Here is a 16,803-nt window from a genome sequence, read left to right on the forward strand (position 1 = left end):
TTCAGGACTTTGCCGTGCGTTACGACCTTACCAGCCTGGACCTGTTCATCACCGTGGCCCAGGAGCGCAATCTCACCCGCACCAGCCGCATCAAGCATGTGGCGGTGTCGGCGATCAGCAAGCGCATCACCGAGCTGGAGGCGCAGATCGGCTCGCCGCTGCTGGTGCGCAATGCTCGCGGCGTGGAGCTGACCCCGGCGGGGCAGTCGCTACTGTTCTACGCCCGCCAGCTCAAGCAGACCATGGCCCAACTGGATACCGAGCTGAGCGGCTACGCCAGCGGGGTCAAGGGCCATATCCGTATCCATGCCATTACCTCGGCGCTGTCGCAGTTCCTGCCGCAGGACCTGGCCGGCTTTGCCCAGCTGTACCCGGCGATCAAGTTCGACATCGAAGAGCGGGTAGGCTCGGCGGTGGTCCGTGCAGTTGCCGACGGGCGCGCCGACCTTGGCATCATCGCCGCGCAAACTCCTGCTCAGGGCCTGGAAACCTTCCCCTACCGGCACGACGAACTGACCTTGGCCGTACCTGTCGGGCATGCTCTGGCGACCCGTCAGCGGGTGCGCTTCGAAGAGGTGCTGGAGCACGAGATGGTCGGCCCGCACCTGGAAAGCTCGGTGCACACCTTGCTCACCAGTGAAGCCGAGCGGCTGGGCAAGGCACTGAAGCTGCGTATCCGTATCAGCAGCTTTGACTGCATGTGCCGCATGGTGTCGAACGGGCTCGGTGTCGCCGTGCTGCCGCGCAGTGTCATCGACCAGTACCTGCGCAGCCACAAGATCAAGGCGGTGACCCTTGACGAGCCTTGGGCGCAGCGCACCCTGCTGCTGGCGTTGCGCAAGTTCGATGGCGCCTCGGCCACCCTCAAGACCTTTGTCGACCACCTGAAACTGGCGGATTAGGGCCATTGTTGAGCGTTCGCGATTGGCGAACGCTGCTGTGGTAATTGATCAATTTTCATCCGCCCAGGCTGCTTTTACCATCGGCTCATCCACAACGCCGAGTGCCGATTGCGGCCTGTGCACACGACCAGAAACCGAGCGATACGAGCATGACCGAGACTGCCCGCGACCTGATGAGCACCCTGGAGATCGACCAGGCGCAATTTACCTACGTCGACCTGAAGAAGCTGCTGAACCCCAGCCAGCTGCAACGCCTGCCGTTTTCCATCCGTATCCTGCTGGAGAACGTCGCCCGCTGCACGCCGCAGGCGTTGCAGCCGGTGCTGGCTCGCGCCCTGGGTCAGGGCCCGGACTGCGAGGTGCCGTTCCAGCCCAACCGCCTGATGTTCCATGACACCACCTGCCTGCCGGCGCTGGCCGACTTCGCCGGCATGCGTGACGTGGTGGCCGAGCTGGGTGGCGACCCGGCGGCGATGAACCCGCAGATCCCGGCGGTGCTGACCATCGACCACTCGGTGATTGTCGAGCGCTTTGCCGAGCCGGAAGCGGTCGAACAGAACCTGGACATCGATTTTCGCCGCAACAGCGAGCGCTATCGCTTCATCAAGTGGGCGCAGAAGAGCCTGGACAACTTTGGCGTGATTCCGCCGGGCACCGGCATCATCCACCAGATGAACATGGAAGCCTTGGCCAAGGTGGTATGGGAAAGCCGCACGGAAGACGGCCAGCGCCTGCTGCACCCGGACGATATGGTCGCCACCGACAGCCACACACCAATGATCAACGCCATCGGCGTGCTGGGCTGGGGAGTCGGCGGCCTGGAAGGGCAGGCGGCGATGGTTGGCGAGCCGGTGCCGATCAACTTCCCGCAGGTGATCGGTTTTCGCGTCACCAATGCCCTGCGTCCGGGCGTGACCGCCACCGACCTGTCGCTGCATGTAGCGCAGATCCTGCGCCAGCGTTCGGTGGTGGGCAAGTTCGTCGAGTTCACCGGCCCTGGCCTGACCACCCTCAGTTGGGCGGCGCGCGGTACGGTGTCGAACATGGCGCCGGAGTATGGCGCCACCGTGGTGTTCTTCCCGTTCGACGACCAGACCCTGGACTATCTGAGACTCACCGGCCGCTCAGCCGAGCTGTGCCTGCAAGCCGCCAGCTACATGCATGCCCAGGACCTGCATCGGCGCGATGACCAGCCAGAGCCTCAGTTCGATGAACTGATCGAACTGGACCTGGCCACCATCGAGCCGAGTGTCGCCGGCCCGTACCAACCGCACCAGCGGCAGCCGCTGTCGCGCACGGGCGCCTCGTTCCAGGAGCAGGTGCTCGGTAATGGCAACCTGATTGCCGGCCCCAAGGCAGAGCAGTTTTTCGAGCCATCCTTCGGTACGCCGATCAGTCACGGCGCCGTGGTGATCTCGGCGATCACCAGTTGCACCAACACTGCCAACCCGGCGCAGATGATCCAGGCTGGACTGCTGGCGCGTAACGCCCGACGCCTGGGGCTGCAGCGCAAGCCCTGGGTCAAGACTTCACTGTCGCCGGGCTCCCAGGTGGTGGCTGACTACCTGGCCGAGGCCGACCTGCTGCAGGACTTCTCTGCCTTGGGCTTTGACCTGGCCGGCTTTGGCTGCATGACCTGCATCGGCAACTCCGGCAAGCTTGAAACCCACGTGGAAGCCTTTGCCGACCAGGGCCTGAAAGGCGTGGTGGTGCTGTCGGGCAACCGCAACTTCGAAGGCCGGGTGAACCCCAAGGTGCCCGCAGGTTACCTGGCTTCGCCGGCCCTTTGCGTGGCCTTCGCCATCGCCGGTACCGTCGAGGTCGACCTGACCCGCGAAGCGCTCGGACATGACAGCGCCGGCAACCCGGTGTACCTGCACGACCTTATGCCCAGCGACGAGGAGGTCGCCACACTGGCGGCCCGGGTGGTCAAGCCGGAATTCTTCCGGCAACGCCTGGCCACCGTCTGGGACGGTACCCACCATTGGCAGGCGCTGTCGGCCGAAGGCAGCGTGCAGTTCCCGTGGGATGCGCGGTCCACCTACCTGCGCCGTCCGCAGTATCTGGCCGATATCCAGGCCGAACCCAAGGCCAGCCTGGCGATCCAGGGGGCGCGGCCGTTGATGGTGCTGGGCGACAACGTGACCACCGACCATATTTCCCCTGCTGGCGCGATCCCTGCCAACAGCCAGGCTGGCGAGTGGCTGCTGGCGCGCGGCGAGGACCCGCAGGACCTCAACCAGTACTCCACCCGCCGCAGCAACCACGAAGTGATGTTGCGTGGCGCGTTTACCAACAAGTCGGTGCGTAACCGCCTGCTCGGCGAGCAGCAGCCAGGTCCTGGTGCCTGGGCCTGGAACGCCGACCACAGTCAGTGCCTGCCGCTGTACGACGCGGCGCAGAGCTATGCCGGTACGCCAATGGTGGTGTTCGCCGGTATCAACTACGGCGCCGGCTCCAGCCGTGACTGGGCGGCCAAGGCCCAGGCCCTGCTGGGCGTGCGCGCCGTGGTGGCACGCAGCATCGAGCGGATTCACCGCAGCAACCTGATCGGCATGGGCGTGCTACCGCTGCTGTTCAAGGGCGGCGAGAGCGTGGACGACCTGCAACTGGATGGCAGCGAGCATTTCGACTTCGTCGGCCTGGACGAACTGAGCGTGGGCGAAAACCGCATCCGCCTGCTGGTGCAGCGCCAGGATGGCCGCCGCGACGAGGCCGAGCTGATTGCCCGCATCGATTCGCAGCAGGAAATCCGCTACCTGGTCAATGGCGGGGTGCTGCCCTATGTGATTCGCAAAGTGGTCAAGCGCACCCGCAGTTGACGCTGCTGACCTGAACGATGCTGCTCTGAATGATTCAAGGCGGTGGCCGTGATGGCCACCGTGCGGGGCGCTGCTGCCGCCACAAAGGCCAGCGCTCATCCACTAACGGGAGAACTACCCAATGTTTGCCTACGTCGGTTCGCGCACCACCCGCGAGCGCAATGCCAGGGGTGACGGTATCACGGTCTATCAGGTGGACCAGCAGGCGGGCACCCTGGAGCGCGTGCAGGTGGTCGGTGACCTGGTCAACCCGTCGTTCCTGGCCCTCAATCGGGCCGGCGACCGTCTGTACAGCGTGCATGGCGATCGCAGCGAAGTCAGCGCCTTCAGCGTCGACCGCAACGATGGCAGCCTGGTCCTGCTCAACACCGTCAGCTGCGAAGGCCGCAACCCGGTGCACCTGGCGCTGGACCCGAGCGAGCGCCACATGGTCGTGTCCAACCACATTACCGGCACCCTGGCAGTGCTGGACGTACAGGCTGATGGCCGCCTGGGTGCGGTCAGCCAGCTGGTGCAACTGGAAGGGCCGATCGGGCCGCACCGGGTCGAGCAGCCATTTGCCAAGCCACATTTCAACCCGTTCGATGCCTCGGGCCAGTTTGTGCTGGTGCCGGACAAAGGCCTGGACCGGGTGTTCAGCTTCCGCTTCGACAACGGCAAGTTGTACCCGGCCGAGCAACCCTTCGTGGCCAGTCGCGAAGGCGCCGGGCCACGGCATATCGCGCTGCACCCCAATGCGCCTTACGCCTTTGCCATCAACGAGCTGGATTCCACCGTCACCAGCTACCGCTTCGACGCCATGACCGGTGCACTGCAACCGCTGCAGGTGTTGTCGTCACTGCCCTCGACCTACACCGGCAACAGCCGCGCCTCGGAAATCGAAGTGGACCGCAGCGGGCGTTTTCTCTACGCCTCCAACCGCGGTTACGACAGCATCGCAGTGTTTGCCATCGACCTGCAAAGCGGCCTGCTGACGCTAGCCGATGTGGCGCCGAGCGGTGGCAGCACGCCACGCTTCTTCACCCTTACTCCCAACCAGCGCTTTGTCTTCGCCCTGAACGAAGACAGCGACAGCATCGTTGCCCTGGCAGTCGATGCGCAGCACGGACGCTTGAGCAAGACGGGCTTTGCGGTTTCGACCGGCAGTCCGGTCTGCATGGTTTTTTCTGCCTGAACCGGGCTGCACGTATAACAATGAAAAGGGGCGGGCTCTGGCCTGCCCCATAGTGAGGTTGCCATGAACAACAACAAGACTGTCGATGAACAGGCCACGGTCCGCAAGGTCACCCTGCGCATCATCCCTTTCATGTTCCTGCTTTACATCGTGTCGTACCTGGACCGTGCCAACATCGGCTACGCGGCCCTGGAAATGAACAAGGAGTTGGCCCTGACCAGTGAAGCCTTCGGCTTCATCTCGGGTATCTTCTTCATCGGTTACTTCCTGTTCGAAGTTCCGAGCAACGTCATGCTCAACAAGTACGGTGCGCGGGTGTGGATCGCCCGCATCCTGGTGACCTGGGGAGCCATCGCTGCCGCTACCGCCTTTGCCCAGACCGCCAACCAGCTGTATGTGCTGCGCTTCTTCCTTGGCGTGGCAGAGGCCGGGTTCTTTCCGGGCGTAATCGTGTATCTGACTTACTGGTTCCGCTCCAGGGAACTGGCCACCACCGTGGCCCTGTTCACGGCGGCGATCCCGGTCAGCTACATCATCGGTGCACCGCTTTCCACCTGGATCATGGACAACATCAAGTGGCTGGACTGGAGCGGCTGGCGCTGGATGCTGTTCCTCGAAGGCGTGCCAGCAATTTTCCTCGGCGTGGCCTGCTTCCTGTTCCTGACCGACAAGCCCGAACAGGCCAAGTGGCTTACCCAGGCAGAAAAGGACTGGCTGATCGCCGAACTGGAACGTGACCGCCAGAGCCGCAAGAATGTAAAGCGCCTGAGTGTGTTCAAGACCATGGTCAACCCCAAGGTGCTGTACCTGGCGTTCATCTACTTCGTGTACCAGTGCGGCAGCCTGGGTGTCGGCTACTGGATGCCGCAGATCATCAAGGGCTTCAGCAGCAGCCTGACCCATACCCAGATCGGCCTGATCGCCATGCTGCCGTACATTGTCGCGACCATTCTGATGGTGGTGTGGTCGCGCAGCTCTGACCGGCGCAACGAGCGCAAGCTGCACTCGGCTATCCCGCTGGCGGTGGCGGCCCTGGGCCTGGTAGGTGCGGCCATGCTGCCAAGCCCGGTGGCATCGATGACGATGATCTGTGTGGCGCTGACCGGGCTATATAGCTTCAAGTCGCCGTTCTGGGCACTGCCTACATTGTTCCTCGACCGCGCCACCGCTGCGGTGTCGATTGCCGTGATCAACTCCATCGGCAACCTCGGCGGCTTTGCCGGGCCGTCGCTGATTGGCGTGGTCAAGGGCGAGACCGGCAGTGCGGCGACCGGGTTGATGTTCCTTAGTGCCTTGTTGCTACTGGCGTTCCTGATGACCTTGCTGATGCGGGTTGACAACAAGGAACCCGGTCAGCCGCAGACCGCATCCGCCCACTAGTCCCTTGGGGCTGCTGCGCAGCCCGTTCGCAGCACAAGGCTGCTCCTGCACAGGAGCACGCCACCTCTGAAGCAACACCAAACCACCAGAAGCGGCCTTGTGTCGCGACAGGGCCGCGCCGCGGCCCCAACAATCCCAGCAAATTCGGAACCGCCAGATGCACAACAACAAGAACATCCTGCGTACCCTGCTAACCCTGTCTCCCTGCCTGGCCGCCGGCACCGTCAGCGCCGAAGGCTTCATCCAGGACAGCAAGGCCAATCTGACGCTGCAGAACTACTATTTCAACCGCGACTTCCGCGACGGCACCGGCCAGTCCAAGCGCGAGGAGTGGGCTCAGGGTTTCCTGCTCGACCTGCGCTCCGGCTACACCCCTGGCACAGTCGGCTTCGGCCTGGACGCCCTGGGCATGCTTGGCATCAAGCTCGATTCAAGCCCCGACCGTGCAGGCTCTGGTCTGCTGCCGGTGCACGACGATGGGCGCGCCGCCGACGAGTTCAGCCGCCTGGGCTTGACCGCCAAGGTCAAGGTGTCTGCCAGCGAGTTCAAGTACGGCACCCTGGTCCCCAAACTGCCGACCGTGCAGGCCAATACCGGCCGCATCCTGCCGCAAACCTTCGAGGGCGGCTTGCTGACGGTCAAGGAAATCGAAGGCTTGACCTTCACCGCTGCGCGCTTCAACCGGATGACCGACCGCGACTCGACCAACGCGACCAGGATTACCCTCAACAACAAGAACCGGCGCTTCGCCGGGGCCGTTGAAGGGGATGACTACTGGATCGGCGGTGCTGACTACGCCTTGAGCAAGCAGCTGGGCATTAGCTACCAGTACGCCGAGTTGCAGGACGTGTACCGGCAGAGCTTCTTCGGCCTCAACCATGTATGGAGCCTGGGCCCGGGGAAGCTCAAGAGTGACCTGCGCTACATGCTCAGTGACGACGCCGGCAAAGCCCGTGGTGGTGCCATCGATAGCGGCGCCCTGAGCGGCATGTTTACCTACAGCCTGGGCGGCCATGCCTTTGGCCTTGGCTTGCAGAAAATGAATGGCGATACCTCAATGCCGTTCCTCAACGGTACCGACCCGTACCTGACCAACTACATCCAGATCAACGACTTTGCCGAGCCGGGCGAGCGTTCGTGGCAGTTGCGCTATGACTACGACTTCGCTGCGCTGGGCATCCCGGGGCTGAGCTTCATGACCCGCTATGTCAAGGGCGACCACGCCGATGCGGCCACCTCGACACAGCAGGGGCGTGAATGGGAGCGCAACACCGATATCGCCTACGTGATCCAGGCCGGCCCCTTGAAGAACGTTGGCATTCGCTGGCGTAATGCGGCCTACCGCTCCAATTTCGCCCGGGGTGCAGACGAAAACCGCCTGATCGTGACCTACACCTTGCCTATCTGGTAAGGCCAGAAAAATTCATGGAGAACCCGATGCCTGCCACCATCGCGCAAGCAGTGCTCAATCAACTTGCCCCCAACGGCATCCTCCCGGTTGCCATCAATCTCGGCAATCCGGTCCTCGCACAGCGTGGCCCGGACGGTGAACCGCAGGGCGTATCGGTCGCTCTTGCCAAGGCTTTGGCCGAAGAGCTTGGCGTTACCCTGCAAATGCATACCTTCGACGCCGCCGGCAAAGTTTTCGCGGCGCTGGAGGAGGGGACCTGGAATCTGGCCTTCCTCGCCATCGAGCCGGTGCGCGAAGCACAGATAGCCTTCAGCGAACCCTATGTACTGATCGAAGGCACGTACCTGGTAAACCGCGATGCGCCGTTCCAACAGGTCGAGCAACTGGACCGTGCCGGCTTGCGCCTGGCCGTGGGCAAGGGGGCTGCCTATGACCTGTACCTGAGCCGCACCCTCGAACACGCCGAGTTGGTACGTGCCGATACCTCGGCTGGCGCCGTTGACCTGTTCATCGAGCAAGGCCTGGATGCCGCGGCCGGTGTGCGTCAGCCGTTGCAGAAAGTGGCCGATGCCGACTTGCGGTATCGGGTGCTGGACGGCGCGTTCACCGCCATTCGCCAAGCCATGGCCGTGCCGCGTGGGCGCGAGCAGGCTGCAGCCTATGTGCGGGACTTTGTCGAACGGCAGTTGCGCAGTGGTTTTGTTCGTGGGGCCTTGCTGGCTACCGGGCAAACGGACGTCAGCGCACCGCGTTGAGTTTGGGGGGCGCTTTGCGCCCCATCGCGACACAAGGCCGCTCCCACAGGTACAGCGTGATCCCGAAGCCTGCGCCGTAACCTGTGGGAGCGGGCATGCCCGCGAAGCAGGCGACGCGGTGGATGGCACCGGCTTTGCCGGTGTTCGCGGCTGAAGCCGCTTCCACAGGTACAGCGTGATCCCGAAGCCTGCGCCGTACCTGTGGGAGCGGGCATGCCCGCGAAGCAGGCGGCGCGGTGGATGTGTTCGGTTACTGCGCAGGTTTCGGGTACAAGCTGTACCTGTGGCTGCGGCGCTCATTTACCATGGCGGCTGTTTTTAGCCATTACCAAGGAATCCATCCATGAGCGCCCCTCAGTTCCGCACCCCCACAGCCGCCGACGCCGAACGCTGCTACGCCATCGAAATCGGTGCCTATGAAGGCGATGAGGCGGCCACGCTGGAGAAGATCCGCACCCGCATCGCGCAGTATCCGCAGGGCTTCCTGGTGCTGGAAAACGCGGGCGAGATCGTTGGTTTCATCAACAGCGGCTGTGCCCACGAAGTGGTGATGTCCGACGAGGCATTCAAGGAGCTGGTCGGGCATGACCCGGCGGCGCCAAACGTGGTGATCATGTCGGTGGTGGTGGACCCGGCGCACCAGGGCAAAGGCTACGCCAAGCAGTTGATGGATGAATTCATCGCTCGCATGAAGGCGGCGGGCAAGCTGACCATTCACCTGATGTGCAAGGAACAGCATGTGGCGTTGTACCAGAAGCTGGGGTATCAGTACGTGAAACCGTCGCCGTCGGACCACGGCGGCATGGCCTGGCATGAGATGCTCATGGTCCTCTGATTTCGCAAGACACGGCAGCGTTGCCGGCGAAGGGCCGCCAAGGCGGCCCCGAATGGCTGCTTATTCGCCGCTGACCAGCTGGCGTGCCAACTGGTTGTGGCGCTCCAGCACCCGTGGCAGGTCGACCGTGGCCAGCTGGCCATCCTTCACCACCACACGGCCATTGATGACACTGGTGTGCACCTGGGTCGGGGTGCAGAACACCAGCGCCGCCAGCGGGTCGTGGTGGCCACCGGCATAGGCCACGTGGCCGAGGTCGAAGGCGACGAAGTCGGCCACCATGCCTGGGGCCAGGGCGCCGATGTCGTTGCGGTTGAGCACCTTGGCACCGCCGAGCGTTGCAATTTCCAGCGCCTCGCGTGCAGTCATCGCGTCGGGGCCGAAGCCCACCCGTTGCAGCAGCAGGGCCTGGCGCACTTCACCGATCATGCTGGCGCCGTCGTTGGATGCCGAACCGTCGACCCCCAGGCCCACCGGCACCCCGTGGTCGCGCATCTTGCGCACCGGGGCGATGCCCGAGGCCAGGCGCATGTTCGAGCATGGGCAGTGGGCGACACCCGTGCCGGTGCGGGCGAACAGCTCGATGCCATGCTGGTCGAGTTGCACACAGTGGGCGTGCCACACGTCGTGGCCGACCCAGCCGAGGTCTTCGGCATATTCGGCGGGGGTCATGCCGAACTTCTCGCGGCTGTAGGCGATGTCGTTGACGTTCTCGGCCAGGTGTGTGTGCAACGACACCCCGTACTGGCGTGCCAGCACGGCGGCTTCGCGCATCAGGTCGCGGCTGACCGAGAACGGCGAGCAGGGCGCCACCACGATGCGGCGCATCGAGCCGTGGCTGGCGTCGTGATAGTCCTCGATCAGGCGCTGGGATTCCGTGAGGATGTCGGCTTCCTTCTCCACCACCGAATCAGGCGGCAGGCCGCCCTGGCTGCGGCCCACGCTCATGCTGCCGCGCGCGGCATGGAAGCGCATGCCGATCTCGTCGGCGGCATGGATGCTGTCGTCGAGCTTGCAGCCGTTGGGGTAGATGTACAGGTGGTCGCTGGAGGTGGTGCAGCCGGACAGGATCAGTTCGGCCATGGCGGTCTGGGTCGACACCGCGATCATCTCGGGGGTCAGGCGTGCCCAGATCGGGTAGAGGTTGGTCAACCAGTTGAACAGCTCGCCGTCCTGGGCTGCAGGCACCACGCGGGTGAGGCTCTGGTACATGTGATGGTGGGTGTTGACCAGGCCAGGGATGACCACCTTGCCGGCCATGTCCAGCACCACATCGGCGTGCTGTGGCAGGGTATCGCTGGGGCCGACCTGGCGGATCAGGTTGCCTTCGATGAACATTCCGCCGTTCCTGATCTCGCGGCGTTCGCCGTCCATGGTGACCAGGAGTTCGGCGTTTTTGACCAGTAGCGTTCTTGGAGCATTTGTAGATGACATGGCTTAAGCCTGTCGCAATACGCATCGGCGATTACCGATGTCATAGGCGCATGGCATTGTAAGCAAGGTTTTTGCGGATTGTATACAGGGCTGGTAATCCTGTGCCGGCCTCTTCGCGGGTAAACCCGCTCCCACAGGTACTGCACAGAATTCATGAGCTGTGTAGTACCTGTGGGAGCGGGTTTACCCGCGAAGAGGCCAGTACAGGCTACCTCAATGTCAGATCAAACCGCGCCACGGCTGGCTACCCCATCCACCAACCGCGCAATCCCCAGCGGGTTGGCACTTTTCAGCGCATCCGGCAGCAGTGCATCCGGGTAGTTCTGGAAGCACACCGGGCGCAGGAAGCGGTCGATGGCCAAGGTGCCGACCGAAGTGCCTCGGGCATCGGAGGTGGCCGGGTATGGCCCGCCATGCACCATCGCGTCCGATACCTCTACGCCGGTCGGGTAGCCGTTCAGCAGCAGGCGCCCGGCCTTGCGCTCCAGCAGCGGCACCAGCGTGGCAAAGGCACGCAGGTCGTCCGGTTCGGCAATCAGCGTGGCAGTCAGCTGGCCTTGCAGGTGGCGCAGCGCTTCGGCCAGTTGCTGGGCATCGGCCACTTCCACCACCACGGTGGTCGGGCCGAACACTTCTTCCTGCAGCAGCGGGTCGCTGTCCAGCAGCAGGCTCACGTCCGCCTTGAACAGCTGTGGCTGGGCCTGGGTGCCGGCTTGTGGCTGCCCGGCCAGGTGCTGGATGCCAGGGTGCGCCAGCAGGTGCTGCACACCGCTCTGGTAGCTGCGCAGGGTGCCGGCGTTGAGCATGGTCTGCGGCGCCTGGTCGGCCATGCGCGCCACCAGCGTGTGCACGAAGCGTTCGAACTGCGGCGACTTGATGCCCACCACCAGGCCCGGGTTGGTGCAGAACTGCCCGCAACCCAGCACTACCGAGGCGGCCAGTTCGCCGGCTACCTGCTCGCCACGGGCCTGCAGGGCCTGGGGCAGGACAATTACCGGGTTGATGCTGCTCATTTCGGCGAACACCGGGATCGGCTGCGGGCGCGCAGCCGCCATGTCGCACAGGGCGCGGCCACCACGCAGCGACCCGGTGAAGCCGACCGCCTGGATGGCCGGGTGCTTGACCAGTGCTTCACCCACGCCGGCGCCATAGATCATGTTGAACACGCCTGCAGGCATGCCGCAGCCGGCCACCGCGCGGTCAATGGCCGCGGCCACGTGGGCAGCGGTCAGCATGTGCCCGCTGTGGGCCTTGAACACCACCGGGCAGCCGGCCGCCAGCGCCGAGGCGGTATCACCGCCGGCGGTGGAGAAGGCCAGCGGGAAGTTGCTGGCACCGAATACAGCCACCGGGCCGACGCCGATGCGGTACTGGCGCAGGTCCGGGCGTGGCAGCGGGGTGCGCTCGGGCAGCGCACGGTCGATGCGCGCACCGAGGAAGTCGCCACGGCGCACCACATCTGCAAACAGGCGCAGCTGGTTGCTGGTGCGGGCGCGTTCACCGCGGATGCGTGCCTCGGGCAGCGCGGTTTCGCGCATCACATGCTGGACGAAGTCATCGCCCAGTGCGTCCAGTTCGTTGGCGATGGCGTCGAGGAAGGCGGCGCGCTGTGCCGGGCTGGTGCTGCGGTAGGCCGGGTAGGCAGCCTCGGCGGCCAGCACGGCGGCTTCGACTTCGTCGCTGGTCGCCTGGTGGAAGGCGTATGGCAGTGGCTCGCCGGTGTGGGCGTCGACGCTGTTCAGCAGCACGTCACCGTTGCCGCTGAGCTGGCCGGCGATGTGGTTCAGGCGATGTTCGATGGACATTTCGTTTCCCGTTGGCAATGACAGTCGTTGGGCTGGGACTGTAGGGGGCGAAATGCGTGCTGAATAATGATTAATGCGGATCAGGTGATAACAGATTGTTATCACAACGGCCTTCTCCAAAAGTTTCCATCGTATGCACGGCCCCCTGTGGGAGCGGGTTCACCCGCGAAGCAGGCGACTCGGTGTATGGCACCGACTTCGCCGGTATTCGCGGGTAAACCCGCTCCCACAGGGACCGCGCAAATGCTTGAAAGCGCGTGGGTCACTCGGCCATCTGCAACTCCGGCAGCTTCACCCGGAACGCCCGGGTAAGCCCCAGCAGCACCACCAGGCCCATGCCCATCCAGCACAAACCGATGGTGAACGACAGGCTGGTCAGGCTGCTCCACAGCCACAGCGTGCTGAGGAAGCCCAGGCCGGGAATGGCGCCATACAGCAGGTAGTTGCGGCCACCACGCAGCTTGTGGTCGATCAGGTAGTGCTTGACCACGGCCAGGTTCACCGCCGAGAAGGCGAACAGCGCGCCAAAGCTGATCATGTTGGCCACCGTGTCGAGGCTGATCACCAAGGCAATCAGCGACAGCAGGCTGACCAGCAGGATGGCCGTGGCCGGCACGCGCTTTTTCGTCACCAGCTGGCCGAACGCACGGGGCAACGCACCGTCGCGGCCCATGGCGAACAGTACCCGCGACACGCTGGCCTGGGACACCATGGCCGAGGCGAAGCAGCCGGCCACGTAGGTGGCGGTGAAGGCGGTCACCAGCAGTTCGCCGCCGACCCGGCGCATCACGTCCACCGACGCCGAGTCCGGGTCGGCGAAGCTGCCCCAGTCAGGGAACACCATCTGTGCGCAGTACGACACCACCAGGAACAACATGCCGCCGATCAGCGACACGGCGAGGATCGCCACGGGAATGCGGTAGGTGGGGTTGCTGGTTTCCTCGGCCATGGTCGAGACCGCATCGAAGCCCAGGAACGACAGGCACAGCACGGCGGCGCCGGTCATGATCAACGGCACGCTGAAGCCTTCGTGGTGGAACGGCGCCAGCAGCGACACCGGCTGCGCCTGCCCGCCGAGGTTGTGGATGGACAGGGCGACGAACACGACGATGAACACCAGTTGCACCACCACCAGGATCCAGTTCACCCGGGTGATCGACTCGATGCCGATCAGGTTGAGGAAGGTGACCAGGGCAATGGAGCCCGCCACCCACACCCAGGCGTGGATGGCCGGGAAGTACTCCGACATGTAGATGCCGATCAGCAGGTAGCTGAGCAGCGGCAGGAAGATGTAGTCGAGCAGCAGGGTCCAGCCGGCGATGAAGCCGATGTGGCTGCCGAAGGCCTTGCGGGTGTAGGTGTAGACCGAGCCGGAGTAGGGGTGGGCCTGGACCATGCGGCCGTAGCTGTAGGCGGTCAGCAGCATGGCGGCGAGGGTCAGCAGGTAGGCGGTGGGCAGGTGGCCCTTGGTCATCTGGGTGACCAGCCCGTAGGTGGTGAATACTGCAAGGGGGACCATGTAGGCCAGGCCGAACAGCACCAGGGCGGGCAGCCCCATGGACTTGCGGAAACGGCCGTTGCTGGCGTTGGGTTGCGACGGGCTATGTGCAGGGCTATGGGCTGTACTTGTTGTTGTATGCATTGCTAACTCCTGGAAAGGGATGCAGGACGCCGCGGTATGCGAGCGGGCTCGATACCGGTGGGTGTTGTGCAAGGAGGTCGAGCGGGTGGCTCGCAGCGCTGGGGCGGGTTGATGCTCCCACACCCCGCCGGTACCCGGAATCACCCTTTGGGGTGAGCCGGCAGGGGGCTTTGCCTGCTCACCCCAAAGGGTGATTTCGGTGTTTGCAGTGCCATGGGAGTATCTGGCCAACGACGCACCGCACTGGCGGCGGTGCCTTTACTTGAGACGGCAGGCCCAAAGTGACTGATCAATTGCTTTCGCAACAGTGGTTCGAGCACCTGGCCAAGGTCACCGAGGCGATCGGCCGACCGGGCTTTGCCGCCACCCTGTTTGCTGCGCTTGGCGTGATTCGGCCGATCCAGGCGACCACGGTGTACCTGTACCCGCACGACGGCATGCCCTGCGCGCTGTTCGAGCAGGACGACAAGGCGCCCTGGCAGCCCGAGGGCAATGTCAGCCGCTACCTGTCCGGCTTCTATCTGCTCGACCCGTTCTACGGGGCCTGCGTGGAGCAGGTCGAGTCCGGTTGCTACGGCCTGTTCGAAGTGGCGCCCGACCACTTCGAGGTCAGCGAGTACTACCAGTCGTTCTACCGGCACTCGCACCTGGAGGATGAGCTCAACTACATCCTGCAGGTCGCGCCCGGGCAGAGCCTGGCGGTATCGCTGGCGTTCACCGACAAGCTCGATGGGCAAACCCGTGCGCTGTTCGCGCGTATCACGCCCTGGGTACTGGCGGTGCTCGGCAAGCACTTCGCCGGGCTGGACAGCCGCACCGGGCGCTTCGAGAACATCCTCGAGCAGCGCATCCACGCGGCGCTGAACAACTTCGGCAGCTCGCTGCTGACCGAGCGTGAGTGCCGTATCGCCCAGCTGATCCTGCGGGGCCACTCGACCAAGTCGCTGGCCGAGCGCCTGGGAGTGTCGGAGGACACCATCAAGTCACACCGCAAGAACGTCTACGCCAAGCTCGACATCGGTACCCAGTCCGAGCTGTTCTCCCTGTTCATCGACGCGCTGGCCAATGCCCAGGGCGTGCTGGGCAAGGACCCGCTGGAAAGCTACATGGGCAAGCTGCGCTGAGCGCAAGCCACCCTGCAACCCCACCGCAAAGGAAAACCAACAATGAATGCGCCTTTCGCCCCGCAACGCCAGACCCGTGACTACCAGGCAGCCGATGCCGCGCACCACATCCATGCCTTCCTCGACCAGAAGGCGCTGAACGCCGAAGGGCCGCGAGTGATCGTCGGTGGCGAACGCCTGCACCTGTGGGACAGCGAGGGCAAGCGCTACCTGGACGGCATGTCCGGCCTGTGGTGCACCCAGCTCGGCTACGGCCGCCGCGACCTGACTGCCGCCGCAGCCACGCAGATGGACCAGCTGGCCTACTACAACATGTTCTTCCACACCACCCACCCGGCGGTGATCGAACTGTCCGAGCTGCTGTTCAGCCTGTTGCCGGGGCACTACAGCCACGCGATCTACACCAACTCCGGCTCCGAGGCCAACGAGGTGCTGATCCGTACCGTGCGCCGCTACTGGCAGGTGGTCGGGCAGCCGAACAAGAAGATCATGATCGGCCGCTGGAACGGTTACCACGGCTCGACCCTGGCCGCCACGGCGCTGGGTGGCATGAAGTTCATGCACGAAATGGGCGGGTTGATTCCGGATGTGGCGCACATCGACGAACCGTACTGGTACGCCGAGGGCGGCGAGCTGACCCCGGCCGAGTTCGGCCGCCGCTGCGCCCTGCAGCTGGAGGAGAAGATCCTTGAACTGGGTGCCGAGAACGTCGCCGGCTTTATCGCCGAGCCGTTCCAGGGCGCGGGCGGCATGATCTTCCCGCCGGAAAGCTACTGGCCCGAGATCCAGCGCATCTGCCGCCAGTACGACGTGCTGCTGTGCGCCGATGAAGTGATCGGCGGCTTTGGCCGCACTGGCGAATGGTTCGCCCACGAGTACTTCGGCTTCGAGCCCGACACCCTGTCGATCGCCAAGGGCCTGACCAGCGGCTACGTGCCCATGGGCGGCCTGGTGCTGAGCAAGCGCATTGCCGAGGCGCTGGTGGAGCGGGGCGGGGTGTTCGCCCACGGCCTGACCTATTCCGGCCACCCGGTGGCGGCGGCGGTGGCCATCGCCAACTTGAAGGCGCTGCGTGACGAAGGCATCGTGCGCCAGGTGAAGGACGACACCGGGCCGTACCTGCAACGCATCCTGCGCGAGGTGTTTGCCGACCACCCGTTGATCGGCCAGGTGCAGGGCGCCGGGTTGGTGGCGGCGCTGCAGTTCGCCGAGCACAAGCCGACGCGCAAGCGCTTCGCCAACGAGAATGACCTGGCCTGGCAGTGCCGCACCTTCGGTTTCGAGGAAGGGGTGATCATTCGCTCCACCCTGGGCCGGATGATCATGGCGCCGGCGCTGATCGCCAACCACAGCGAGCTGGATGAGCTGGTGGAGAAGACCCGCATTGCCGTGGACCGCACGGCGCGCCTGGTCGGCAAGCTCTAAAAACCTGCGAGCGCTCCGCAGCCCCTGTGGGAGCGGGTTCACCCGCGAAGAATGCGACGCGGTGCATGGCACCGGCTTCGCCGGTGTTCGCGGC

Annotated in this window: 12 protein-coding genes; 9 read left to right on the forward strand and 3 right to left on the reverse strand. The window is 64.5% G+C overall.

The features are described 5' to 3' along the window. Nucleotides 1-14 precede the first annotated feature (14 nt). The 7 genes from CAG00_RS01695 (at nt 15) to CAG00_RS01725 (ending at nt 9,279) form a co-directional block, all read left to right on the forward strand. Nucleotides 15-902: a LysR substrate-binding domain-containing protein gene (locus tag CAG00_RS01695; RefSeq protein WP_085663293.1), complete on the forward strand. Its 888-nt coding sequence runs from the start codon at nt 15-17 to the stop codon at nt 900-902. Between the two features lie 149 nt (nt 903-1,051). Beyond that, nucleotides 1,052-3,724 (forward strand): aconitate hydratase AcnA, encoded by a 2,673-nt coding sequence (gene acnA, locus CAG00_RS01700; protein ID WP_085663294.1) that lies wholly within the window; start codon nt 1,052-1,054, stop codon nt 3,722-3,724. A gap of 121 nt (nt 3,725-3,845) precedes the next feature. Continuing rightward, nucleotides 3,846-4,898, forward strand: coding sequence for a lactonase family protein (locus tag CAG00_RS01705; protein ID WP_085663295.1), 1,053 nt, complete (start codon nt 3,846-3,848; stop codon nt 4,896-4,898). Nucleotides 4,899-4,961: 63 nt separating this feature from the next. Beyond that, entirely contained in the window at nt 4,962-6,278 is a 1,317-nt protein-coding gene (locus CAG00_RS01710) for an MFS transporter (RefSeq protein WP_075044852.1), read from the forward strand. Nucleotides 6,279-6,435: 157 nt separating this feature from the next. Continuing rightward, on the forward strand, nt 6,436-7,689 hold the full coding sequence (locus CAG00_RS01715) for an OprD family porin (protein ID WP_085663296.1): 1,254 nt from the start codon (nt 6,436-6,438) through the stop codon (nt 7,687-7,689). A 26-nt stretch (nt 7,690-7,715) separates the two neighbouring features. Next, complete coding sequence (locus CAG00_RS01720) at nt 7,716-8,444, forward strand: transporter substrate-binding domain-containing protein (RefSeq protein ID WP_085663297.1); 729 nt, start codon at nt 7,716-7,718, stop codon at nt 8,442-8,444. A gap of 343 nt (nt 8,445-8,787) precedes the next feature. After that, nucleotides 8,788-9,279 carry a GNAT family N-acetyltransferase gene (locus tag CAG00_RS01725; protein ID WP_013972094.1) on the forward strand — a complete coding sequence of 164 codons (492 nt, stop codon included), beginning with the start codon at nt 8,788-8,790 and terminating at the stop codon, nt 9,277-9,279. A 60-nt stretch (nt 9,280-9,339) separates the two neighbouring features. Here the strand turns inward: CAG00_RS01725 and CAG00_RS01730 are convergent, their stop codons facing one another. The 3 genes from CAG00_RS01730 to CAG00_RS01745 all read right to left on the reverse strand — a co-directional run bounded on the left by CAG00_RS01730 (nt 9,340) and on the right by CAG00_RS01745 (nt 14,160). Next, nucleotides 9,340-10,713, reverse strand: coding sequence for an 8-oxoguanine deaminase (locus tag CAG00_RS01730; protein ID WP_085663298.1), 1,374 nt, complete (start codon nt 10,711-10,713; stop codon nt 9,340-9,342). Between the two features lie 224 nt (nt 10,714-10,937). Beyond that, entirely contained in the window at nt 10,938-12,518 is a 1,581-nt protein-coding gene (locus CAG00_RS01735; RefSeq protein WP_085663299.1) for an aldehyde dehydrogenase (NADP(+)), read from the reverse strand. Between the two features lie 262 nt (nt 12,519-12,780). Next, nucleotides 12,781-14,160, reverse strand: a complete 1,380-nt coding sequence (locus CAG00_RS01745) for an APC family permease (protein ID WP_085663301.1) — start codon at nt 14,158-14,160, stop codon at nt 12,781-12,783. A 281-nt stretch (nt 14,161-14,441) separates the two neighbouring features. Between CAG00_RS01745 and CAG00_RS01750 the strand changes: the two genes are divergently transcribed. Together CAG00_RS01750 and CAG00_RS01755 are read left to right on the forward strand one after the other, a co-directional pair. Then, complete coding sequence (locus CAG00_RS01750) at nt 14,442-15,284, forward strand: helix-turn-helix transcriptional regulator (RefSeq protein WP_075044859.1); 843 nt, start codon at nt 14,442-14,444, stop codon at nt 15,282-15,284. Nucleotides 15,285-15,326: 42 nt separating this feature from the next. After that, on the forward strand, nt 15,327-16,709 hold the full coding sequence (locus CAG00_RS01755) for an aspartate aminotransferase family protein (RefSeq protein ID WP_025338659.1): 1,383 nt from the start codon (nt 15,327-15,329) through the stop codon (nt 16,707-16,709). The last annotated feature ends 94 nt before the right edge of the window (nt 16,710-16,803 follow it).

Origin of the sequence: Pseudomonas sp. B5(2017) (assembly GCF_002112825.1) — a bacterium.
Classification (GTDB): Bacteria; Pseudomonadota; Gammaproteobacteria; order Pseudomonadales; family Pseudomonadaceae; genus Aquipseudomonas; species Aquipseudomonas putida_Z.

Coding starts and splice junctions, on each gene's coding strand:
- acnA (WP_085663294.1), top strand. CDS start 1,052: ATGACCGAGACTGCCCGCGACCTGATGAGCACCCTGGAGATCGACCAG.
- CAG00_RS01705 (WP_085663295.1), top strand. CDS start 3,846: ATGTTTGCCTACGTCGGTTCGCGCACCACCCGCGAGCGCAATGCCAGG.
- CAG00_RS01710 (WP_075044852.1), top strand. CDS start 4,962: ATGAACAACAACAAGACTGTCGATGAACAGGCCACGGTCCGCAAGGTC.
- CAG00_RS01715 (WP_085663296.1), top strand. CDS start 6,436: ATGCACAACAACAAGAACATCCTGCGTACCCTGCTAACCCTGTCTCCC.
- CAG00_RS01720 (WP_085663297.1), top strand. CDS start 7,716: ATGCCTGCCACCATCGCGCAAGCAGTGCTCAATCAACTTGCCCCCAAC.
- CAG00_RS01725 (WP_013972094.1), top strand. CDS start 8,788: ATGAGCGCCCCTCAGTTCCGCACCCCCACAGCCGCCGACGCCGAACGC.
- CAG00_RS01730 (WP_085663298.1), bottom strand. CDS start 10,713: ATGTCATCTACAAATGCTCCAAGAACGCTACTGGTCAAAAACGCCGAA.
- CAG00_RS01735 (WP_085663299.1), bottom strand. CDS start 12,518: ATGTCCATCGAACATCGCCTGAACCACATCGCCGGCCAGCTCAGCGGC.
- CAG00_RS01745 (WP_085663301.1), bottom strand. CDS start 14,160: ATGCATACAACAACAAGTACAGCCCATAGCCCTGCACATAGCCCGTCG.
- CAG00_RS01755 (WP_025338659.1), top strand. CDS start 15,327: ATGAATGCGCCTTTCGCCCCGCAACGCCAGACCCGTGACTACCAGGCA.